Raw genomic sequence first — 20175 nt, 5'->3', positions numbered from 1 at the left:
ACACGATGAAAGCACTGGAAAAATCCAAACCCGAAGAGGGGCTGTGGGTGGTGCAGGCCCCGATCCCCGAAATCGGCCCGGATGACGTTCTGATCCGTATCCACAAGACGGGCATCTGCGGCACCGACATCCATATCTGGAACTGGGATGAATGGGCCTCTCATACCGTGCCGGTTCCGATGATCACCGGCCATGAGTTTGCCGGAGAGATCGTCGAGATCGGACGCAACGTGACAGGGTTTGAAATAGGCCAGCGGTGCTCGGGCGAAGGTCATCTGATCACCACCGACAGCCGCCAGAGCCGCGCCGGAAAGTTCCACCTGGATCCGGGCACTCGGGGCATAGGAGTAAACGAACAGGGCGCATTTGCCGAGTATCTGAAACTGCCTGCTTTCAACGTGGTTCCCTTGCCCGACGACATACCGGATGAGATCGGAGCCATCCTCGATCCGCTGGGCAACGCAGTGCATACTGCCCTCAGCTTTGATTTGCTGGGCGAGGATGTTCTGATCACGGGTGCAGGCCCCATCGGCATCATGGCCGCTGCCGTCGCTCGTCACGCGGGTGCGCGCAACGTGGTCATCACCGACATCAATGCAGACCGATTGAAACTGGCGGAACATGTGGTTCCTTCGGTGCGGACCGTCGATGTATCCACCGAGGATTTGCAGGACGTCATCGCCGAGCTTGGGATGAAAGAAGGGTTCGATGTCGGGCTTGAGATGTCCGGCTCGCAGGCCGCCCTGGACCAGATGGTCGAAGCGTTGGTGATGGGTGGAAAGATCGCGTTGCTGGGAATTCCACCGGGCAAGTCTCCGGTTGACTGGTCGCGCATCGTGTTCAAGGCGATCACGATCAAGGGGGTCTATGGGCGTGAGATGTTCGAGACGTGGTACAAGATGATCGCCATGCTGCAAAACGGTCTGGATGTGTCCCGCGTGATCACGCACCGCTTTGCGGTTGATGATTTCGCCCAAGGGTTTTCCGCGATGAAATCAGGCCTGTCCGGCAAGGTTGTTCTGGACTGGACCTAACGCGCTGGAAAGTTGCAACCTCAGCCCCTAGACAGGTGCAGAACTTGCACAAGGGAGGCATGAGATGGGCGAGGACAAAGACGATCGTCTGTTGCAGCGGGGGGTCGAAGACACCCTGGTCACTGATTTCGCCGAAACGCACCGCAAAAGCTATGGCGACTTCCTGCAACTGAAGACGCTGCTGAACCTGCAAAAAACCTTTCAGGACCCCGCACAACCTGACGAGATGCTGTTCATCATCATTCATCAGGTCAGTGAGCTGTGGCTGAAACTGATGCATCACCAACTGGTCGAGGTCCGCCGGTTCCTGCAACAAGATGAATTCGGACCCGCCATGAAAAACCTCGACCGCATCAAGGCCATTCAACGGCAATTGATTGCGGCCTGGGAAACCCTGCTGACCATGACGCCGGCCGACTATATGACGTTTCGGCAGGCCCTGGGCAACTCTTCCGGGTTTCAAAGCTATGGGTACAGGCAGATCGAGTTCATTCTTGGCAACAAGGATGCCTCGACCCTGAAAGTGCACGAGCATGACCATGAGGTGATGGAGATGCTGACCGCCGCCCTGACCAAACCGTCCCTGTATGACGAAGTGTTGCACATGCTGGCCCGACAGGGGTTCGACGTTCCACGGGATTTGATCGAGCGGGACTACTCCGAGCCGTATTCCGGTGATCCGCGCGTGGTTCAGATCTGGGTTGAAGTGTTCCGCAACACGGAAAAGTACTGGGATCTGTACGCGCTGGCCGAAAAACTCATGGATGTGGAAAGCCTGTTTCAACGCTGGCGCTTTGACCACGCCACCGCGGTTGAACGTGTGATCGGAATGCAACCCGGCACCGGAGGTTCCAGCGGCGTGGCTTTCCTGCGAAAGGCACTTGAGTTGCGGTTCTTCCATGACCTCTACGATGTGCGGACGGAACTGATGTACAGCGGGCAGGGCTGAGCCATGCTGTATCGCGGATTTTCACAAGCCGAGTTGGAGCGGGAGTACTCTCCCAGTTCGATGATCGGTGGTGACCTGGCCCCCTATCTTGCCAGCTATCAAGCGCTTAGTGCGCAGGCCCGCGCCGAGCTGCCCGTTCAGGCCAACCTGGCCTATGGCGACACCCCGGCCCAGGTGCTGGATTTCTTTCCCGCGAAGGGGGCCGGCGCCCCGTTGCATGTCTTTATTCACGGTGGGTATTGGCAGGATCTCAGCCAGCGCGAATCGGCCATGATGGCCCCGGCGCTGATCCAGGCCGAGCAATCCTTTGCCACCTTGAACTACACGCTCGCCCCGGATGCGCGGCTGGATCAAATGGTCGACGAATGCCGCGACGCCCTTCTGTGGCTTGCGTCCCAGGCCGGGGCACTGGGATTCGACCCGACACGGATCACCTTGTCAGGGCACAGTGCCGGCGCCCATCTGGCAAGCATGGTCATGGCAAGCTCGGCCGGCGCATTGGCCCGCGCCGGGCTGCGCGTGCGTGATGTGCTTCTGATCAGCGGTGTTTATGATCTGGAACCCGTCAGTTTGACGTCCGTGAATGATCCGCTGCACCTGACGCCGGTCGAAGTGAACGATCTGTCCCCGATCCGCAACCTGCCCCCACCGGGCCCCCGCTATCATGTTTCAGTGGGGGAACGGGACACCGGCGAATTCATTCGTCAAAGCCGCGACTATGCGGAACGGCTGCGCAAGGCCGGGCACTCGGTCAGCTTTGCCTTGAAACACGGAATGCACCATTTCGACATCATCCTGCATTCCGGGACATTCCTGTCCGACACGTAACGAGGCATTTTTCAAACAAAAAACAGCGGCCCGATCGGTGCCGCTGTTTTTTTTTGAGTTCATCCCGCTTCGGATCAATCCAGGGTGCGGGTAACCTCTTCGCGCTCGAAGATCTCGATTACGTCGCCCTGGCGGATATCGTCGTAGTTTTCGAACGCCATACCGCATTCCTGACCCGACTGAACCTCGGCCACTTCGTCTTTGAAGCGCTTCAGCGTCTTCAGCGTGCCTTCGTGGATCACCACGTTGTCGCGCAGCAGGCGGACGCCTGCGGAACGGCGCGCAACACCTTCGGTGACCAGACAGCCAGCAACCTTGCCGACACCGGTAACCTTGAAGACTTCGCGGATCTCGGCATAGCCGATGAACTTTTCGCGGATCTCGGCGCTCAGCAGGCCGGACGCGGCCGCTTTCACGTCGTCGACCAGGTCATAGATCACCGAGTAGTAGCGGATCTCGACACCCTTTTGGTTTGCCGTGTTCCGCGCCGATGCGTTGGCACGGACGTTGAAGCCAAAGACCGGCGCGCCGGAAGCCTCCGCCAGACCAACATCCGTCTCGGTGATCGCACCCACGCCCGAGTGCAGCACACGCACGCGCACTTCGTCGTTGCCGATCTTTTCCATCGCCTGAACGATAGCTTCGGCAGAACCCTGCACATCGGCTTTGACGAGAATCGGCAACTCGGCCACGTTCTCGTCTTCCTTGGCCTTCTGCATCAGCTGTTCAAGGGTGGTCGCGGCACCTGCCGCGGCGCGTTTGTCCTTGGCGGCCTGTTCACGATAGGCGGCGATTTCACGGGCCTGCGCTTCGGTCTCGGTCACGTTCAGAACGTCGCCCGCTTCGGGTGTACCGTTCAGGCCCAGAACCTCGACCGGAACGGAAGGCCCGGCTTCCTTGACGCGTTCACCCTTGTCGTTGATCAGCGCACGGACCTTACCGTACTGCTCACCCACAACGAAGATATCGCCCTGACGCAGCGTGCCGTTCTGAACCAGAACCGTGGCGACCGGGCCACGACCCACGTCCAGCTGCGCCTCGATCACGGCCCCTTGGGCGGCGCGGTTCGGGTTTGCCTTCAGTTCCAGAATCTCGGCCTGAAGCGCGATGGCTTCCAGCAATTCGTCCAGACCCTGACCCGTGATTGCGGACACTTCGACATCCTGGACGTCACCGGACATTTTCTCAACGATCACTTCGTGCTGCAGCAGATCGGTGCGCACCTTGTCTGGGTTTGCATCCGGCTTGTCGACCTTGTTGATCGCCACGATCATCGGCACTTCGGCCGCTTTTGCGTGGTTGATCGCTTCGATCGTCTGCGGCATCACCGCGTCGTCAGCCGCGACGACCAGAACCACGATATCCGTAACCTGAGCGCCGCGCGAGCGCATCGACGTAAACGCCGCGTGGCCCGGAGTGTCGAGGAAGGTCAGCGTGGTGCCGCCATCGGTTTTCACCTGATACGCGCCAATATGTTGGGTGATGCCACCGGCCTCACCCGCCACAACGCGCGCGTCGCGGATCGCATCCAGCAGCGAGGTCTTGCCGTGGTCAACGTGACCCATGATGGTGATGACCGGCGGACGCGGCTGCAGATCGTCTTCGCTGTCTTCGACCTCTTTGATGACGTCTTCAACATCCGAATCGGATACGCGAGTGACCTTGTGGCCAAATTCTTCGATGATCAGCTCGGCAGTGTCGGCGTCGATGGTCTGGTTCTGCGTGACCATCATGCCCATCTGCATCAGCGATTTGACCACGTCAGCCACACGCTCGGCCATACGGTTGGCCAGTTCCGAGACCATGATCGCCTCGGGCAGCTGTACGTCGCGGATCACCTTTTCCCGTTCAACGGCACCGCCCATGGCTTTCTGACGCGCACGCTCCTGCTTGCGCTTCATCGCGGCCATCGAGCGCTGACGGTTGCCTTCGCCACCGGTCGCCTGACCCAGAGTCAGCTTGCCCGAACGGCGGTTGTCGTCACGACCCTTGCCACGGCCACGCTGCTCACGTTCGCGATCCTGTTTGCGCGGTGTGGCTGCCGGCGCAGGTTTGCTGGCCGGGGCGCGAGCCGCTTTGGGCTCTTCCGGTGCGGGCGCGGCAGCGGCGCGTTTGGCAGCTTCTTCCGCCTCTTTGCGCTTGCGTTCTTCTTCCTCAGCCTTCTGACGCGCACGCTCTTCGGCTTCGCGCTGTTCGCGTTCTTTGGCTTCCTGTTCCGCACGGCGGCGTGCGCGCTCTTCTTCGCGCGCCTTTTCAGCAGCCTCGCGCGCTGCGGCCTCTTCGGCTTCGCGTGCCTTGGCCGCTTGCAACGCCTTCATGCGGCGCGCCATTTCCGCATCGGAAATGCCCGCAGGACGACGCGACGGATCACCCGAAGGTGCAGCACCGCCACCCGGCTTTGCTGCGCCCGGCTTGGGAACCACCACGCGTTTGCGTTTGGTTTCCACCACGACATTCTTGGTGCGTCCGTGGCTGAAACTCTGTTTCACATTTCCGGGGCGTGCCCCGCCACGAAGACCCAATGTCTTTTTGCCGTCATTATCGCTCATAAAGCTACTTACCCTTCCGCGCGGCCCCTGCCGCCGTCATCCGTTTCGCGCAAGCCACGCAGGCGCTGCGCTTCCTCTACAACACGTTTGGCGAGTCCGCCAGAGGCCAAGGCCGCATGAATCACCGTTTGGCGCCCAAATGCCTGTCCTAATTCGTCTGCCGTCAGCCAACCTATGTATTTCCCGAAGTGCGGCGTGCTCAGTTTGGACTTGCCGCGCCCCGATCCATCAGCGGCCTGAATCAGCACCTGCGCCTCTTCCCGGTCCAGCCACGTCTTGACCTTTTCATACCCGGCAACCGCGTCGCCGGACTTGCGCGCCAGGCTGAGCAGCTCGATAACGCGCCGCGCGATCTGCTGTTCAACCTTTTCCGCCAGGTCCTTGGGCACAGACACCTGCGCCTTGAACCCCCGCGCAAACAGTTTCTTGCCAACGGCCTTGTCCAGGGCGGCACGATCCGCCGCCACATAGACCCCCCGCCCGGGCAATTTCGCCGCGACATCCGGAAAAACCTGACCGTCCGGCCCCGTCACAAAGCGGATCAACCCGAATTTGGGCTGCACCTCGCCCGTGGCGATGCACTTGCGCTCGGGTCCGTCGGACCGATCCTTATGGGCGCCACCGCGACTCATACACGCCACCCGAAGCCCGAGATCAGGCCTCGACCTCCTCGTCTGCTGCGTCGCCGTCGACGTCTTCTTCCGCCTGTTCCAGCTCGGCCGGATCAACCCAACCCAGCAGGATACGCGCCGTCATGACCATATCTTGCGCCTCTTCCAGCGTTACGCCGAAAGGCTCCAGTACACCGTCATCCTTGACACGCTCACCATCGACGGTCGTCCAGCCACCGGCCAGTTCCCAGTCGGCGCAAGTTGCAAAGTCTTCCAGAGTCTTCACGTCGTCCCTGGCCAGCGCCTCTACCATCTGGGGTGTCAGACCTTCGAATTCAATGAGACTGTCCTCGGCGCCCAATTCACGCGCCGCATCCAGTGCCGCCTTGGCCTGTGCTTCCAGGAATTCGCGGGCGCGGGTTTGCAGTTCCTGCGCGGTACCTTCGTCAACGCCGTCGATGACCAGCAGTTCTTCAATCTCGACATAGGCAACCTCTTCGAGGTTGGTGAAGCCCTCCGAGACCAGCAGTTGGGCAAAGAATTCGTCCAGATCCAGGCTGTCCATGAACAGTTTGGTACGGGCTTCGAACTCTTTCTGACGGCGCGCCGATTCTTCGGCTTCGGTCATGATGTCGATGTCCAGACCGGTCAGCTGGCTGGCCAGACGCACGTTCTGACCGCGGCGGCCAATGGCGAGGCTCAGCTGCTCTTCGGGAACGACAACTTCAATCTTGCCAGCTTCTTCGTCCAGTACCACCTTGGAAACTTCGGCAGGCTGCAGCGCGTTCACCAGGAAGGTCGGCTGATCTTCGTTCCACGGGATGATGTCGATCTTTTCACCCTGCAGTTCGTTCACAACGGCCTGCACGCGGCTGCCGCGCATACCGACGCAGGCACCGACAGGGTCGATCGAACCGTCATACGAAATCACGGCGATCTTGGCGCGCGAACCGGGGTCACGGGCCACGGCCTTGACCTCGATGATGCCGTCATAGATTTCCGGCACCTCCATCTTGAACAGTTCGGCCATGAATTCCGGCGCGGTGCGCGACAGGAAGATCTGGTGGCCACGAACCTCGCGCCGCACTTCCTTGATATAGGCGCGCACGCGGTCATTCGGGCGATAGCTTTCGCGGCCGATCTTGTCGTTGCGGCGCAGAACGGCCTCGGCACCGCCCAGATCGACGATGACATTGCCGAACTCTTCGCGTTTGACGGCACCGTTGATGATGGTGCCTGCGCGATCCTTGAATTCTTCGTACTGACGGTCGCGTTCCGCTTCACGCACCTTCTGCAGGATGACCTGCTTGGCGGATTGCGCAGCAATACGTCCCATTTCGACCGGCGGCACCTCTTCAACGAAGACGTCACCAACTTCGGGCGCTTCCATGTATTGCTTCGCCTGTTCGACGGTCATCTCGGCCTGGTAGTTCTCCAGCTCTTCATCCTCGACCACGGTGCGCACGCGGGTGAATGTCGCCTTGCCGGTCTTGCGGTCGATGCTGACGCGGATGTCCATCTCGGCGCCGTAGCGGCTCTTGGCGGCACGGGCGAGCGATTCCTCCATCGCTTCGACAACCAGGCCGGGGTCGATCATCTTTTCGCGGGCCACGGCCTCGGCGGTCTGCAGCAGCTCCAGCTGGTTGGCTGAGGTGATTGCCATCAGTTCGTCTCCTCTTCGGACCCTTCGGTCTCAATCTCGTCGAAAGCGTTTTCGTTCAGGGCACCCGCGTCTTTGCGCTGGCGCAGCATTTCCTTGATCAGGTCGTCGGTCAGGACCAGCTTGGCGTCGCTCAGCCAGTCGAATTGCAGACCGATGGTGATCGTCTCAGACCCCTCGGGGATGTTGATCAGAACCTCATCCCCTTCGATCCCGGCCAATTCACCCTTGAAGCGGCGGCGGCCGTCAATCAGTTCGGCGGTCTCGATCTTGGCCTCATACCCTTCGAAGGTCTCGAAATCCTTCAGACGGGTCAGAGGGCGGTCGATACCGGGGCTCGACACCTCGAGCGTATAGGCGTCAAGGATCGGATCCTCGACATCCAGCGTGGCGCTGACCGCGTTGGAAATTTCGGCGCAGTCATCCACTTCAATACCGCCATCGGGCTTGTCGGCCATGATCTGAAGCGTGGTCTGCTTGCCGCTCATCAGGCGGATGCGGACCAGCTCATACCCCAGATCCTCGATCACGGGCGTGATGATCTCGGCCAGTCGCCGGTCAATGGCAGCTTTTGCTATCAGGTCGTTTGTCATCTGGTACTCTACCCTGTCAGTCGGGCACAAAAAAACGGGCGCGCGGCCCGTCGAATTTTCCGGTGGAGCCTTGGACCAGAAGTCCAACGCGCCGCTGTTGAAACTGCATATACGCAGGATGGCCCGAGTCTGCAACCCCCCGAGGGATTCGCATTCGGATTTACACCATCCACCACCGTTCGGCGATGCGGCCATCGTCCAGCGCACCGTTCCCGGCAATCTGCCGCGGCATCCCGACAGCATCCGATACGGCAAGGGCCATGTCGGCCTCGGACGGGTGGAACCGGACACCGCGCGTGCCTCGCATTCCGGCCCGATCCGGAAGCGCCGCGATATCGACATACCCGTCCCGCAGCGCCTCGGCCCGCACGGCGGGGTCTGGGATTACAATGACCTCGACCGCGTCAGCCCATCCGGCCTGACCATCTTTGTAATGCCCCTCGACGCGGCGGCCCAGAAAATGGCGGCCATCTTCTGCCCGTTCGACACGATAGCAGCCGGTGCCGTAGGCCTTGCGCAACGGGGATACGGTTTCACCGGCGCGCGCAACAACAAAGCGGCTGTCGGCCAGCAGGAAAGGCAATCCGGGATTTGCCTCGGCAAGTTCAAGCCGCAGGCGGTTGGGGGCAAGCGCCTCGGGCCTTCCGATTTCGGCCAGAACGGCCATGACATCAGCGATCTGCAACGGTTCGCCATCGTGAAAGACCGCGTCATCACGCAGATCAAAGTTCCAGACCCGTGCGTCTGCGTCGGTTTGCCAGCCGGTCGCAAGCTCACCGCGCAACGTACCATCCGGGGCGATTTCGGTCATTGTGTCGAAAACGGCTCCACGCGCCACTTGCTCGAGGCTGTCATCGCGCGGAACGGCCAGACGCAATGTCCCGCCTTTTTTGGGCGTACCAGCAAGGGATGCTCCTGTCGCCGCCAGCAATGCGGCAGCGGCACCAGAGGCAAAGAGTGCACGGCGATCGATGCGGGTCATGCGACACCCTCCGCCACACGGTCCATGATTCGCACCAGTTCCGCGCTGATGCCCGGCTCGGACAGGGCGTGCCCCGCCTGACGAACCATTTTCAGTTCGGCATTCGGCCAGCGTTCCGCCAGCGACCACGCGGCCTGCGGCGGGCAGATCATGTCATAGCGCCCCTGCACGATATGGCCGGGGATATGCGCGATCCGGTCCATCTGATCCAGAATCTGCCCGTCCGTTTCCAGAAACGCCTTGTTGGTGAAATAGTGATTCTCGAGCCGCGCAAAGGTGCGCGCGTATTCGCCGGGGCTTTCGCCAACCGATCCGTTGGTGTGGATCGAGGCCAGCGCGTTTTCCCAATGCGACCAGGCCCGCGCATATAGGATCTCTGTCGCGCGGTCGCCCGAAAACAGACGTTTGTTATAGGCGGCAATGGTGTCGTCCAGTTCAACCTCGGGCAGCAGCGAGGTGAACTTCTGCCATTGCTCGGGCCAGAACCGCCCGGCGCCGCCGCCGTAAAACCAGTCAAGCTCGGCCTGAGTCGCCAGAAACACACCGCGCAACACCAACCGGCTGACGCGGTCGGGATGAGTCTGGGCATAGATCAACGCCAGAGTCGCACCCCAACTGCCACCAAATGCGATCCATTCTTCGATCTCGAACAGTTTGCGCAGCCGCTCTATATCGGCCACCAGATGCCACGTCGTGTTGTCTTCGACCGAGGCGGTGGGGCGCGACCGGCCACATCCGCGCTGGTCAAACAGAATCACCCTGTAGGCCTGTGGATCGAAGTATCGCCTCATGGCCGGGCTGCACCCCCCACCCGGCCCCCCGTGCAGGATCACGACGGGTATGCCGTCAGGATTACCGCATTGTTCCACATAAATACGGTGCCCATCGCCCATATCGACCATCCGCTGGTCGAAAGGGTCGATCGGCGGGTACAGATATTGAACTGCGCGCTTTTGGTCCGGGTACTTGTCCATTATCGCCCTATATAGTCCTTAAGCGTAAAAGAGCACACGGAGACAGGAATGCAAGCGCATCCGAACACGGTGGACCCGTCCGAGATCGCAAAATTCGAGGCGATGGCCGCGGAATGGTGGGACCCGCACGGAAAATTCAAACCATTGCACATGCTTAACCCGTGCCGGCTGGACTATATAACGCAGCAGATCGCCGGAGAATTCGATCGCGACCTAAAGTCGCCTGTGCCGTTCGAAGGTCTGCGCCTGCTGGATATCGGCTGCGGCGGTGGGCTGCTGAGCGAACCGATGGCGCGTCTTGGGGCCGACGTTGTGGGCGCCGACGCCGCGGAACGCAATCTGCCCGTGGCGCGCATTCACGCTGAACAATCCGGGCTGAAGATCGACTATCGCCATACCACGGCCGAGGACATGGCCGCTGCCGGTGAGCAATTCGATGTTGTGCTGAACATGGAAGTGGTCGAACACGTGGCTGATCCCCTGTCCTATCTGACCGCCACGCGTCAGTTGCTCAAACCCGGCGGGTTGGAGATTTGTTCAACCATCAACCGCAACCCGAAGTCTTACGCCATGGCGATTTTCGGGGCCGAGGTCGTCATGCGTTGGCTGCCGCGCGGCACGCATGAATGGAACAAGTTCATCACGCCGGACGAGCTGTTCGACCTGCTGCGTCAGGCCGGGCTGGACCCGGTGGACCGCAAAGGGTTCGTGTTCAACCCGATCCTTTGGAGCTGGTCCATCTCGGATCGGGACTTGAGCGTGAATTACGTAACGGCGAGCGTGAAGCCACAGTAGGGGGTTATTCCCCCTCCAACTGCATGCGCAAGTCCCGAAGCACTGGCAGGGCGCTGCGGACCCGGTCCGGCCCGAGCTCTCCGACCACGCGGTTGATCAGCGGGGCAATCGAGGAAATCGCCTGATCCCGCGCCCGTCGACCTGCGGGGCTGATCGCCACCATCTTGCGGCGGGCGTCGTCCCAGTCGGGGCGGATGTGGATGTACCCGGCCCATTCCAGCTTGGCCAAAGTATTGGTCATCGCGCCACGGGTCACGTGGAATGTGTTGGCCAGTTGCGCCGGGCTACGTTCGTCCCCGACGAAAACCAGATGATTCAGCACCGAGAAATGCGAAATTTCCATACCCTTGGGCAGCACCCGGCTGAGCCGGTTGCGCAACAACTGATCCGCGGTCAGGATCTCGCTGAACAGCGTGACCGCAAGGGCGTTGGTGTCTTCCGTCATTGTTCAATTCTGTCAGGGTCCAGTGAAAGACCGGGTGTGTGTCAACGACGGCACGCGGCGGCGTGCCTCTGTCACAGAACTATCATCCAAATCGAAAATGTGAATGCCCGGATCGGTACCTGCGTCGATCAGCACCTTTCCCCAGGGGTCGACGACCATGCTGTGCCCATGGGTAAAACGCGTCTTTCCGCGCGTTGATGGGTGTTCCCCCGTTTGCGCGGGGGCCAAGACCCAACAGCCTGTCTCAATCGCCCGGGCCCGCAACAGCGATTCCCAATGCGCGGCGCCCGTAACAGGTGAAAACGCTGCCGGAACGGTCAGGATTCGCGCGCCTGCCTGCGCCAAAGCCGCATGCAGGTACGGAAACCGGATGTCATAACAGATGGTCAAACCCACCTTGCCAAAATCAGTTTCGGCTATGACCGCCTGTTCGCCGGGGCGGTAGTTCTTTGATTCGCGAAACGTCTCGGTCTCGGTGACCTGCACGTCGAACATATGGATCTTGTCGTAACGCGCCACGATCCGACCTTGCGGATCGATCATGAAAGACCGGTTGGCAAACCGCCCGTCAGCGTCATGAGTCTTGATCCCCAGTGACCCGATCAACACCCACACGCCCAGTCGGGCGGCCTGAGCCCGCAGGCCGGCCAAGGTGATGTCGTCTTCTTCGTGCTGAAGAACCTCGTTTTGCCGCGTCGTACTGTTTGACACGCAATTCGTGACCTCTGGCGTCAGGATAAACCGCGCGCCCTGCCCTGCCGCGTCGGCCGCCATGGCGCGCACCATGTCCAGGTTTTCGACCGGATCATCCGACGAGGTGATTTGCAGCAGCGCGGTCTTCATCAGGCCGCAAGCAGACGGTCAAGCTTGCCTTGCCGCTCCAGCTCGTAAAGGTCGTCGCAGCCGCCCACATGCTGTGTCCCGATGAAAATCTGAGGCACGGTGCGTTTGCCGCCTGCGCGCTGGATCATCTCGGGCTTACGTTTGGGGTGCATCAGAATGTCAACTTCCTTGAACTCAACGCCTTTCTGCTTCAGCAGACGTTTGGCCGCGTGGCAAAAACCACAGAGCGGCGAGGTATAGATTTCTACGGGCTTCATGTTCCGGTCCCTTTGGGTTTCGTGCGATCTTGGGCGAATTAGGCATCCTTGGCAACGCGCGCCAGTGCCAACACGAAAATATGATTTGCCCCTGCGGCCCGACACGCACGCGTGCACGCCGCCAACGTCGCGCCGGATGTCATCACGTCATCCACCAGCAGGACATCGCGCCCCTTCAAATGCAGCGCCCGCCTTGGGTGGATGTCAATTGCGCCTGCCAAGGCTTCGCCCCTTTCCCGCGCGGTCTTTCCGTCCAGCACCGGGGTCCGCCGTTTGCGCACCAGCAGATCCGGCACGCAGTCCAATCCGGTTTCTCGCCCCAGGTTGCGTGCCAGCAGCGCAGACTGATTGTATCGCCGTTTCAGCAGGCGTGACCAATGCAACGGCACCGGAGCGATCACCATCCCGGGACGCAGCAACTCGCGCCCGGCCTGCGCCATCCAACGGGCAGCGGGGCGGGCCAGTTCGGTCCGGTCACCATGTTTCAAAGCCAGAACAAGTGACCGCGCCTTCCCATCATACATCAGCGCAGCGCGGCCCGTGTTCCAGGGCGGAGGGGTTTTCAGACAATCGTCGCACTCGGTCCGGAACCTGTCTGCACTTCCGATCACGGGCACACCACAGCTTTCGCAAACCGTGCCACCGATGAACGGCGTATCCCGCCAACACGCCCCACACAGGCCGAAATCGGATTCCGTCAGCTCTCCGCAGCTCATGCAACGCGGCGGGTAGATCAGTGCAAGGGCAGTTTGAATCCGCTGCGCAATGCGATACTTGCGACCTATGAAACTGCCCGAGCCCACCGCACCCTCTCTTTTCGACCGTAACGCCATTCTGCATCATCGCGCCCGCGCGAAGGACGACGCCCTGTTCTTGCACCGCGCCGCCATTGATGAGGTTCAAGATCGGCTCTCCATGGTTAACAGAACCTTTACGGCACCTGCGGTTGTGACCCCTTTCCCACAGCTTTGGGCAGGCGTTTTTCCGGATGCCGCCATTGTCGCGGATGACGATGTGCTGTCACTTCAACTCGGTGCGCATGATCTGGTGATTCATGCGATGGCGCTGCACTGCGCCAATGACCCGGTCGGACAGTTGATCCAATGCAAAAGGGCTTTGAAACCGGATGGGTTGCTTCTTGTTGTATGCCTTGGGGGTGAGAGCCTTCACGAATTGCGCGCCGCGCTGGGTCAGGCCGAAATCGAAGTCACGGGCGGGCTCAGCCCCCGCATCGCCCCCATGGCCGAACTGCGCGATCTGGGTGGGTTGCTGCAAAGGGCCGGTCTGGCATTGCCAGTGGCCGATGCCGTACCGCTGACGGCAGAATACCGCGATATCTGGCACCTGATGCATGATCTGAGGGACATGGGTGAGACCAACGCTCTGGCTGCCCGGTTGAAATGCCCGACCCGGCGCAGAGTCTTCGAAGCCGCACAGCGTGTCTATTCGGATCACTTTTCGACGGGAACAGGCCGTCTTGCCGCAACCTTCGAACTGATTTGCCTGACCGGTTGGTCCCCCGATGACAGCCAACCAAAGCCGCTGCGCCCGGGGTCAGCCCAAATGCGCCTGGCAGATGCCCTGCGCACGGAAGAGGGCAAACTGTCGGATTGACGCGCAACCAAATCCCTTTATCTCAGGTCGGAACACGAAAATTCAGGAATGCCCAATGTTTGATGCCACTCGTCCCGCTCATGCCCCTGCCGACCATCCCAAGGTCAAGATGGGCCGTGTTGGCATTTTGCTGGCTAATCTGGGCACGCCGGACAATTATACCTATTGGCCGATGCGTCGCTATCTGAACGAGTTTCTGTCGGATCAGCGGGTCATCGACTATCCGAAATGGAAATGGCAACCGATTCTTCAGGGAATCATCCTCAGCAAACGGCCATTCAGTTCGGGTGAAGCCTACAAATCGATCTGGAATCATGAAAAGGGCGAAAGCCCGCTGATGACGATCACCAGGGACCAGACTGCCAAGCTGCGCGACGCGATGCAGGATCGGTATGGGGATCAGGTGATGGTCGATTTCTGCATGCGCTATGGCAACCCGTCAACAAAGTCCAAAGTGCGCGAGATGGTTGCCGCGGGCTGTGACCGTATTCTGTTTTTCCCGCTTTACCCACAATACGCGGGCGCAACCACGGCCACCGCCAATGACCAATTCTTTCGTGCACTGATGGATGAGGCCTGGCAGCCTGCCACGCGAACCGTACCCGCCTATTTCGACCAACCCGCCTATATCGACGCCCTGGCGCAATCCGTTGAACGTGCTTATGCAGCGGCGGAGATAAAACCCGATATTCTGGTCTGCTCGTATCACGGGATGCCGGAACGGTATCTGCAACAGGGTGACCCCTATCATTGCCAGTGCGCCAAGACGACACGGCTGCTGAAGGAACGGCTGGGATGGTCTGACGATCAACTGGTTTCAACGTTCCAGTCGCGATTCGGCCCCGAGGAATGGCTGAAACCCTATACAGTGGATCATGTGGCGGATTTGGCCAAACAGGGCAAAAAGAACATAGCGGTCATCGCGCCGGCATTCTCGGCCGACTGCATCGAAACGCTGGAAGAGATCAACGAAGAGATCAAGGAAAGCTTCGAAGAAGCGGGCGGCGAAACCTTCACCTATATTCCATGTCTCAATGACGATGCGGCGCACATTGCTGCATTGGGCACAGTGATCGAAGAAAACTTGCGCGGCTGGCTGGACTGACCTGCACAGCCTTGGGAAACAAAAAAGGCGGTGGATTACTCCACCGCCTTTTTCATGAATTCCGTGTCGGATTAGCTTGCAGCAACAGCAGCAGCAACAACGACCAGCAGGATCAGCGGCAGCAGGATGCCCTGCGACGAACCCTGAGTTTCTTCTACAACAACAGGTGCTTCAACAACCGGCTCTTCCAGGTTACCAGCATAAGCGGTCGAAGCAGCAGCAGTCAGTGCAGCAGCGAGAACGAGTTTCTTCATATTAACCTCCAGAATTTGCGCAGTTCCAATGCCCGGAACCACACATCTAAGACTTACCTCGTGGTTTTTTCTAATCAGCATTGACGCTGGAATGCAATTGCAACTTGACCGCTAAGCGGGTTCCCACACGAAAATGTCGTCAAATTAGCAACACTTGCGTGCCGACCTTCGCCATCGAGAACAGCTCGGCAATGTCTTCGTTGAACAGACCGATACAGCCATTCGACGACCGGCGTCCGATTTTTCGCGTATCGTGCGTTCCGTGAATGCGATAGTACTTCCAACTCAGGTATAAAGCATGTGTTCCCAGCGGGTTATCCGGCCCCGGAGGGATATAGTCAGGCCATTCCGGGTTTCGCTTTTTCATGGACGGTGTCGGAGACCAGCTGGGCCCTTCAACCTTTCTGATCACGCTGGTACGCCCCCGGCGGGTCAGTTCCTCGGTCAGGGGAACCGATGAAGGGTAGAGTTTGTATATACTTTGATCATCTGACCAATAGTGCAGCGCGCGCGACACGGTATCGACCAGAATGGCACCGTTTCTGGTGTTCGAAAAGTACGGCTGCCAATCCAGCGCCCGGAAACCCGATACGTTGCGGCGCACCGACGGTTCGGGTTCGGGTGCAGGGCGCAGCGGATCACCGGGGATGTACTGCGCCAGTGCGGGTGTTGCCAGCGTTGCAGTGGCCCCAGCCAGAAAACCCCTGCGTGTGGACGTTTGAATGCGCTTTTTGACCATGACAACGGGTCCTGTGTTCAAGTGAGGTCTGAAATCCGTGACATTCTATTGCCAGAATGCTTCAGTCGCAAATCAAACCGGCAGAATCACGCAAGTTTAGGCTATTGCGCGTTTGCTCAGAGCTGTCAGGCGCGCTATGCCCTGTAATGACACAATAACCAGGTCGATCATGACGCGTATCGTTTCTTTACTCTTGATTTGCTTTGTCGCGCTGGCGGCATGTACAGACACCGGCACCACGACCATCGGTGCAGACGGTCGCCCGCTGCCCACGGTCTACAAAATTCGCGGCAACCCGGAAAAGTTGCAGTTCCGTATGGTTGATTCGGTCAATGCCCTGCGTCAGGCCCAAGGATTGCAGCCTGTCCAGCTGAACGCGCAGCTGAACGCAGCAGCGGCGACCCATTCCAAGGACATGGCCAGACAGAACCGGCCCTGGCACTTCGGGTCCGACGGCTCCTCTCCGATCGATCGGGCTGCACGGGTCGGATATTTCGGCACGTTCCTCGGTGAAGCCATTTCCGAGACCTACGAAACCGAAACCGAAACCCTTGCCGCCTGGATGCAGGAACCCGGACCGCGCGCCGTGATCATGGACCCCAAGGCCACGCAGATGGGGTTCGCCTGGCATCAGGAAAAAGGCGGGAAAATCTGGTGGACGCTGGAAATGGGAACCGGCGGCTGACCCCGATCACCGTACACACAAAAAAGCCCCCGAAATCCGGGGGCTTTTTTTCTGATTACGCTGCTTGCATGGACTGCGCTTCGGTCAGGATCGCATAAAGCTTGACCGGATCGGGGTTCGCCCGAAGCTTGGTGCACACCGAGGTGTCCCTCAGCGTGCGTGACACAAGGGCCAGCGCCTTGAGGTGATCGACGCCGGCCTCTTCCGGTGCAAACAGTGCAAAGGCGATGTCCACGGGTTGACGATCAACTGATCCAAAGTCGATGGGCTTTTCCAGCATAACGAATACGCCGGAAACCGAATCCAGCTCGGGCAAACGCGCGTGCGGAAGCGCCACGCCATGCCCCACGCCGGTCGGGCCCAGGCTTTCCCGTTCAAGCAGACAGTCGACGACGGCCTGAGAATCGAGCCCCAGATTGGCGGCTGCGACATCGCCGATTTCCTGAAACAACCGCTTCTTGCTGGAAGCGGCGGATAGTACACGCACTGCTTCGGGCTTCAGTATGCTCGAAAGCTCCATGATCACGCTCCATAGGCACGGCACCCGCGTCGGCGGGTGCGGCCCCGTATCCTTGCCTGTTAAGGATCAATCCAGCCGATGTTACCGTCTTCGCGACGATACACGACGTTCAATCCATCCTTGTTCTCATTTCTGAACACCAGCACCGGGGCACCGGCAAGTTCCATTTGCATCACGGCTTCACCAACGCTCAAAGATGGGATTTTTGTTTCCATCTCAGCCACAATCATGGGCTGTAGCGATTCGGGTTCATCGGCCGCGTCCGATTCGTCAGAGGCGAGGATATAAGAGGACGCCCCAAAGAGTTCAACCGGCTCGGACCGATCCTTGTGGTGGTCCTTCAAACGACGTTTGTAGCGCCGCAGCTGTGTTTCCATTTTGTCGCAGCATGCCTCGAACGCCGCATAAATTTCGGTTGCATGCGCCTTGGCCTGAGCGGTCAGCCCGGTGGACAAGTGCACTGTTGTTTCGCATACATATTCATGCGCTGAACGGGAAAAGACGACGTTGGCATCGGTAGGCCGCTGAGCATATTTACTCACAACCTCGCCCAATTCGGTCTGCACGTGAGTCTGAAGCGCCGCACCGATGTCGATCTGTTTTCCGCTGATTTGGTAACGCATGTGATCTCCTTCACAATTCACACCCATTCTGACGTCACGTTACGCGACGAACTTGTTTTTATCGGGTGGGGGGTCGAGACACTTTCCGCGGTTGTCTTAACTCCAGCCCTTCAACGAAGGGACAACGATCTCCAGACTGGAACCGGGTAAATGCCATGGGACAATTGAGGCAAGAGACGACGGAAGAGTCAATCAAAACAGGTGTGTATATACGCGATTTCCGCCATGCATCCGACGCAGACCATAACAAGCCTATGAAATACGGAAGTTTTCGCCAAGATAGACACGGCGGACATTCTCGTTCTCGACGACCTCGTCCGGTGTGCCCGACATCAGAACCTGCCCGTCATGCAGGATATAGGCGCGGTCGACAATTTCCAGCGTTTCCCGCACGTTATGGTCGGTGATCAGAACACCGATCCCCCGTTTTTTAAGGTCGGCAACCAGATGCCGGATATCGCCGACGCTGATCGGATCAACACCCGCAAATGGTTCGTCCAACAAAAGATATTTCGGGTCTGCGGCCAAACATCGCGCTATCTCAACGCGGCGGCGCTCACCGCCGGAAAGGGCAAGAGCAGGCGCGCGGCGCAGATGTTCGATCGAGAAATCTGACAACAGCTCTTCCAGCCGTTCTTTCCGCCTGTGAGCATGAGGAACCGTGATATCCAGCACCGCGGCGATATTGTCTTCGACGCTCATGCCGCGAAAGATCGACATCTCCTGCGGCAGGTAACCGATGCCCATCCGCGCACGCCGGTACATCGGCAACGTCGTAACATTCTGGCCGTCAATCGTGACTTTGCCGGCCTCTGGGAAAACAAGCCCCGCCACGGAATAAAAGGTCGTGGTCTTACCCGACCCGTTGGGTCCCAACAGGGCAACGACTTCGGACCGGTCCAGTGTCATCGAGACATCGCGGATCACCGTTTTCTTACGGTAGGATTTCCGCAGTTTCTCGATGCGCAGCCCGGAATTGCCTTCGGCCACTGACAAGTCGGGTCGCGCCATCAGTTGTTTCCCTGCTGAAGGATCGTCTTGACGCGCCCGGTCATGGTCGCTGTGCCCGTTGTCAGATTGGCGTTCATCTGATCGCCGCTGATGATGCTGGGGCCTTGCGTCAGCAGGACATTGCCTTTCATGACGATCACACCGGAATCTATCGTGTATTCCGCCCAATCGCCCTCTGCCGCATCCGGCGGGCTGACCAGAACAACATTCTCGGTGGCTTCCATCCGTTCAATCGCCGAGCGTTCCTCGTTGTAGATCACGAGAACCCGCTCAGCAGTCAGCCGCATTTCGCCCTGAATGACGACGACATTTCCGAGGAATTCGGCAGAACCGTCCTCCTGGTTGACGTTCAACGTTTCGGACGTGACTTCGACCGGAAGGCTCGGGTCGGCATTTGCGGAACCAAAAGCCACCTGCGCCTCCTGCGCTGTCGCGGTTGCGGCACCTGCAAACAGAGCAAGGCACAAAGGAACAAAACGAAAATCGAACACAGGTTATCTTTCTGCTTTTTCAGGCTCGTATACCAGCTTCACGCCGTCTGTAAAAACAATATGGACCGGTCCGTCCTTTTTTTCAGTCCCAAAGGTCATGCGTCCGGCGGAGAAATTGCCGATCGGCCCGGTTCCGTTCACCCGCCCCGGCGTGTCGCCCCGGATTTCGTCCAGCGACGTGTTGAGCAGGTCAGTCGTGACTTGAAGTCCGTCGGCAGTGGTAATCACCACGTCGCCGACAAAAGTTGCCGTACGCTCATCAGGGCGGATCAAACCTGAATTGGAATCCAGAAATATCGTTCCACCACTGAGAAGCCCCAGACGGCCCCGAAACTCGGATGCGTTCGGGGTTTCGTCTTCGTCGCCCTGCTTGGCTTGGATAGCTTCGATCTGGACATCTTCGCCTTTGCGGGTTGTCCCGCGGTACTTCGGCTGTGTGACCACCTGTTGCGCCAACCGCTCGTCAATGTCTTTTTCGGCGAATGGCACCGTTACGTTGGTTTCGATGCTGCGGGACAGAAGGAACACTGTGGACAGCATCAGAATGGCCGCAAGCGGCAACAGAACCTTCAGGAACTGTACCATGCGGGAATACCTGTCCAATTCGGCCTCC

General features: G+C 59.4%; 24 protein-coding genes. 7 read left to right on the top strand and 17 right to left on the bottom strand.

The window, feature by feature from the left end; all coding sequences use genetic code 11:
• Positions 1–5: 5 nt before the first annotated feature.
• From tdh to GOW09_RS19515, 3 genes are all read left to right on the top strand, one after another.
• Complete coding sequence (gene tdh, locus GOW09_RS19525; protein ID WP_171120222.1) at positions 6–1034, top strand: L-threonine 3-dehydrogenase; 1029 nt, start codon at positions 6–8, stop codon at positions 1032–1034.
• A gap of 64 nt (positions 1035–1098) precedes the next feature.
• Positions 1099–1983, top strand: a complete 885-nt coding sequence (locus tag GOW09_RS19520; RefSeq protein WP_171120187.1) for a tryptophan 2,3-dioxygenase — start codon at positions 1099–1101, stop codon at positions 1981–1983.
• 3 nt (positions 1984–1986) lie between these two features.
• Positions 1987–2811 (top strand): alpha/beta hydrolase, encoded by an 825-nt coding sequence (locus tag GOW09_RS19515; protein WP_171120185.1) that lies wholly within the window; start codon positions 1987–1989, stop codon positions 2809–2811.
• Between the two features lie 74 nt (positions 2812–2885).
• On the opposite strand, the gene infB is transcribed toward GOW09_RS19515, so the two are convergent.
• The 6 genes from infB to pip form a co-directional block, all read right to left on the bottom strand.
• Positions 2886–5360 carry a translation initiation factor IF-2 gene (infB, locus tag GOW09_RS19510; protein ID WP_152459782.1) on the bottom strand — a complete coding sequence of 825 codons (2475 nt, stop codon included), beginning with the start codon at positions 5358–5360 and terminating at the stop codon, positions 2886–2888.
• 8 nt (positions 5361–5368) lie between these two features.
• A complete protein-coding gene (locus GOW09_RS19505) occupies positions 5369–5992 on the bottom strand; it encodes an RNA-binding protein (RefSeq protein ID WP_171120183.1) in 624 nt (207 codons plus the stop codon).
• A 22-nt stretch (positions 5993–6014) separates the two neighbouring features.
• The gene (gene nusA / locus GOW09_RS19500; protein WP_171120181.1) at positions 6015–7634 is read right to left on the bottom strand and encodes a transcription termination factor NusA; all 1620 of its coding nucleotides are present in this window, start codon (positions 7632–7634) and stop codon (positions 6015–6017) included.
• Positions 7634–8224 carry a ribosome maturation factor RimP gene (gene rimP / locus GOW09_RS19495; protein WP_170386826.1) on the bottom strand — a complete coding sequence of 197 codons (591 nt, stop codon included), beginning with the start codon at positions 8222–8224 and terminating at the stop codon, positions 7634–7636. Before rimP ends, nusA begins: the two co-directional genes overlap by 1 nt.
• 160 nt (positions 8225–8384) lie before the next feature.
• Positions 8385–9206 carry an ABC transporter substrate-binding protein gene (locus tag GOW09_RS19490; RefSeq protein ID WP_171120179.1) on the bottom strand — a complete coding sequence of 274 codons (822 nt, stop codon included), beginning with the start codon at positions 9204–9206 and terminating at the stop codon, positions 8385–8387.
• Entirely contained in the window at positions 9203–10180 is a 978-nt protein-coding gene (gene pip, locus GOW09_RS19485) for a prolyl aminopeptidase (RefSeq protein ID WP_171120177.1), read from the bottom strand. The genes GOW09_RS19490 and pip overlap by 4 nt, the downstream gene beginning before the upstream one ends.
• A 48-nt stretch (positions 10181–10228) precedes the next feature.
• Between pip and ubiG the strand changes: the two genes are divergently transcribed.
• Positions 10229–10975, top strand: a complete 747-nt coding sequence (gene ubiG / locus GOW09_RS19480) for a bifunctional 2-polyprenyl-6-hydroxyphenol methylase/3-demethylubiquinol 3-O-methyltransferase UbiG (protein ID WP_171120175.1) — start codon at positions 10229–10231, stop codon at positions 10973–10975.
• A gap of 4 nt (positions 10976–10979) precedes the next feature.
• Here ubiG and GOW09_RS19475 read toward each other — a convergent pair whose 3' ends face one another.
• From GOW09_RS19475 to GOW09_RS19460, 4 genes are read right to left on the bottom strand one after another with little or no spacing between them, the layout of a single operon-like run.
• The gene (locus tag GOW09_RS19475) at positions 10980–11420 is read right to left on the bottom strand and encodes a MarR family winged helix-turn-helix transcriptional regulator (RefSeq protein ID WP_171120173.1); all 441 of its coding nucleotides are present in this window, start codon (positions 11418–11420) and stop codon (positions 10980–10982) included.
• Positions 11421–11432: 12 nt separating this feature from the next.
• Positions 11433–12263 carry a carbon-nitrogen hydrolase family protein gene (locus GOW09_RS19470; RefSeq protein ID WP_171120171.1) on the bottom strand — a complete coding sequence of 277 codons (831 nt, stop codon included), beginning with the start codon at positions 12261–12263 and terminating at the stop codon, positions 11433–11435.
• On the bottom strand, positions 12263–12520 hold the full coding sequence (grxC, locus tag GOW09_RS19465) for a glutaredoxin 3 (RefSeq protein WP_152459773.1): 258 nt from the start codon (positions 12518–12520) through the stop codon (positions 12263–12265). Before grxC ends, GOW09_RS19470 begins: the two co-directional genes overlap by 1 nt.
• 38 nt (positions 12521–12558) lie before the next feature.
• Entirely contained in the window at positions 12559–13323 is a 765-nt protein-coding gene (locus GOW09_RS19460; RefSeq protein WP_371808060.1) for a double zinc ribbon domain-containing protein, read from the bottom strand.
• Here GOW09_RS19460 and GOW09_RS19455 point away from each other — a divergent pair.
• Both GOW09_RS19455 and hemH read left to right on the top strand, forming a co-directional pair.
• A complete protein-coding gene (locus tag GOW09_RS19455) occupies positions 13304–14134 on the top strand; it encodes an SAM-dependent methyltransferase (protein WP_171120167.1) in 831 nt (276 codons plus the stop codon). The genes GOW09_RS19460 and GOW09_RS19455 overlap by 20 nt on opposite strands.
• A gap of 55 nt (positions 14135–14189) precedes the next feature.
• Complete coding sequence (hemH, locus tag GOW09_RS19450; RefSeq protein WP_171120165.1) at positions 14190–15239, top strand: ferrochelatase; 1050 nt, start codon at positions 14190–14192, stop codon at positions 15237–15239.
• A 71-nt stretch (positions 15240–15310) separates the two neighbouring features.
• Here hemH and GOW09_RS19445 read toward each other — a convergent pair whose 3' ends face one another.
• Complete coding sequence (locus tag GOW09_RS19445) at positions 15311–15493, bottom strand: hypothetical protein (RefSeq protein WP_117870963.1); 183 nt, start codon at positions 15491–15493, stop codon at positions 15311–15313.
• 139 nt (positions 15494–15632) lie between these two features.
• Positions 15633–16232 carry a L,D-transpeptidase gene (locus tag GOW09_RS19440; RefSeq protein ID WP_152459769.1) on the bottom strand — a complete coding sequence of 200 codons (600 nt, stop codon included), beginning with the start codon at positions 16230–16232 and terminating at the stop codon, positions 15633–15635.
• A 169-nt stretch (positions 16233–16401) separates the two neighbouring features.
• Here GOW09_RS19440 and GOW09_RS19435 point away from each other — a divergent pair, with 169 nt between their 5' ends.
• The gene (locus tag GOW09_RS19435; protein WP_171120163.1) at positions 16402–16917 is read left to right on the top strand and encodes a CAP domain-containing protein; all 516 of its coding nucleotides are present in this window, start codon (positions 16402–16404) and stop codon (positions 16915–16917) included.
• A 55-nt stretch (positions 16918–16972) separates the two neighbouring features.
• Here GOW09_RS19435 and ptsN read toward each other — a convergent pair whose 3' ends face one another.
• The 5 genes from ptsN to lptC form a co-directional block, all read right to left on the bottom strand.
• Entirely contained in the window at positions 16973–17437 is a 465-nt protein-coding gene (ptsN, locus tag GOW09_RS19430) for a PTS IIA-like nitrogen regulatory protein PtsN (protein ID WP_117872900.1), read from the bottom strand.
• Between the two features lie 59 nt (positions 17438–17496).
• A complete protein-coding gene (gene hpf / locus GOW09_RS19425; RefSeq protein ID WP_171120161.1) occupies positions 17497–18060 on the bottom strand; it encodes a ribosome hibernation-promoting factor, HPF/YfiA family in 564 nt (187 codons plus the stop codon).
• 252 nt (positions 18061–18312) lie between these two features.
• A complete protein-coding gene (gene lptB, locus GOW09_RS19420; RefSeq protein ID WP_152459766.1) occupies positions 18313–19071 on the bottom strand; it encodes an LPS export ABC transporter ATP-binding protein in 759 nt (252 codons plus the stop codon).
• A complete protein-coding gene (locus tag GOW09_RS19415) occupies positions 19071–19562 on the bottom strand; it encodes an LptA/OstA family protein (protein ID WP_371807913.1) in 492 nt (163 codons plus the stop codon). The genes lptB and GOW09_RS19415 overlap by 1 nt, the downstream gene beginning before the upstream one ends.
• A gap of 3 nt (positions 19563–19565) precedes the next feature.
• Positions 19566–20147: an LPS export ABC transporter periplasmic protein LptC gene (gene lptC, locus GOW09_RS19410; protein WP_253283988.1), complete on the bottom strand. Its 582-nt coding sequence runs from the start codon at positions 20145–20147 to the stop codon at positions 19566–19568.
• Between the last annotated feature and the right edge of the window lie 28 nt (positions 20148–20175).

Origin of the sequence: Ruegeria sp. HKCCA5463 (assembly GCF_013034175.1) — a bacterium.
Lineage (GTDB): Bacteria > Pseudomonadota > Alphaproteobacteria > Rhodobacterales > Rhodobacteraceae > Ruegeria.
This window is presented reverse-complemented; position numbering and strand designations above follow the sequence as displayed.

Bases quoted from the DNA above. Each gene is read 5' to 3' on its own strand.
- hpf (WP_171120161.1), bottom strand. From the start codon at position 18,060: ATGCGTTACCAAATCAGCGGAAAACAGATCGACATCGGTGCGGCGCTT.
- GOW09_RS19490 (WP_171120179.1), bottom strand. From the start codon at position 9,206: ATGACCCGCATCGATCGCCGTGCACTCTTTGCCTCTGGTGCCGCTGCC.
- GOW09_RS19455 (WP_171120167.1), top strand. From the start codon at position 13,304: ATGAAACTGCCCGAGCCCACCGCACCCTCTCTTTTCGACCGTAACGCC.
- GOW09_RS19435 (WP_171120163.1), top strand. From the start codon at position 16,402: ATGACGCGTATCGTTTCTTTACTCTTGATTTGCTTTGTCGCGCTGGCG.
- lptC (WP_253283988.1), bottom strand. From the start codon at position 20,147: ATGGTACAGTTCCTGAAGGTTCTGTTGCCGCTTGCGGCCATTCTGATG.
- GOW09_RS19505 (WP_171120183.1), bottom strand. From the start codon at position 5,992: ATGAGTCGCGGTGGCGCCCATAAGGATCGGTCCGACGGACCCGAGCGC.
- GOW09_RS19475 (WP_171120173.1), bottom strand. From the start codon at position 11,420: ATGACGGAAGACACCAACGCCCTTGCGGTCACGCTGTTCAGCGAGATC.
- lptB (WP_152459766.1), bottom strand. From the start codon at position 19,071: ATGGCGCGACCCGACTTGTCAGTGGCCGAAGGCAATTCCGGGCTGCGC.
- pip (WP_171120177.1), bottom strand. From the start codon at position 10,180: ATGGACAAGTACCCGGACCAAAAGCGCGCAGTTCAATATCTGTACCCG.
- GOW09_RS19440 (WP_152459769.1), bottom strand. From the start codon at position 16,232: ATGGTCAAAAAGCGCATTCAAACGTCCACACGCAGGGGTTTTCTGGCT.
- hemH (WP_171120165.1), top strand. From the start codon at position 14,190: ATGTTTGATGCCACTCGTCCCGCTCATGCCCCTGCCGACCATCCCAAG.
- rimP (WP_170386826.1), bottom strand. From the start codon at position 8,224: ATGACAAACGACCTGATAGCAAAAGCTGCCATTGACCGGCGACTGGCC.
- GOW09_RS19515 (WP_171120185.1), top strand. From the start codon at position 1,987: ATGCTGTATCGCGGATTTTCACAAGCCGAGTTGGAGCGGGAGTACTCT.
- GOW09_RS19470 (WP_171120171.1), bottom strand. From the start codon at position 12,263: ATGAAGACCGCGCTGCTGCAAATCACCTCGTCGGATGATCCGGTCGAA.
- ptsN (WP_117872900.1), bottom strand. From the start codon at position 17,437: ATGGAGCTTTCGAGCATACTGAAGCCCGAAGCAGTGCGTGTACTATCC.
- GOW09_RS19445 (WP_117870963.1), bottom strand. From the start codon at position 15,493: ATGAAGAAACTCGTTCTCGCTGCTGCACTGACTGCTGCTGCTTCGACC.
- infB (WP_152459782.1), bottom strand. From the start codon at position 5,360: ATGAGCGATAATGACGGCAAAAAGACATTGGGTCTTCGTGGCGGGGCA.
- ubiG (WP_171120175.1), top strand. From the start codon at position 10,229: ATGCAAGCGCATCCGAACACGGTGGACCCGTCCGAGATCGCAAAATTC.
- tdh (WP_171120222.1), top strand. From the start codon at position 6: ATGAAAGCACTGGAAAAATCCAAACCCGAAGAGGGGCTGTGGGTGGTG.
- GOW09_RS19520 (WP_171120187.1), top strand. From the start codon at position 1,099: ATGGGCGAGGACAAAGACGATCGTCTGTTGCAGCGGGGGGTCGAAGAC.
- grxC (WP_152459773.1), bottom strand. From the start codon at position 12,520: ATGAAGCCCGTAGAAATCTATACCTCGCCGCTCTGTGGTTTTTGCCAC.
- nusA (WP_171120181.1), bottom strand. From the start codon at position 7,634: ATGGCAATCACCTCAGCCAACCAGCTGGAGCTGCTGCAGACCGCCGAG.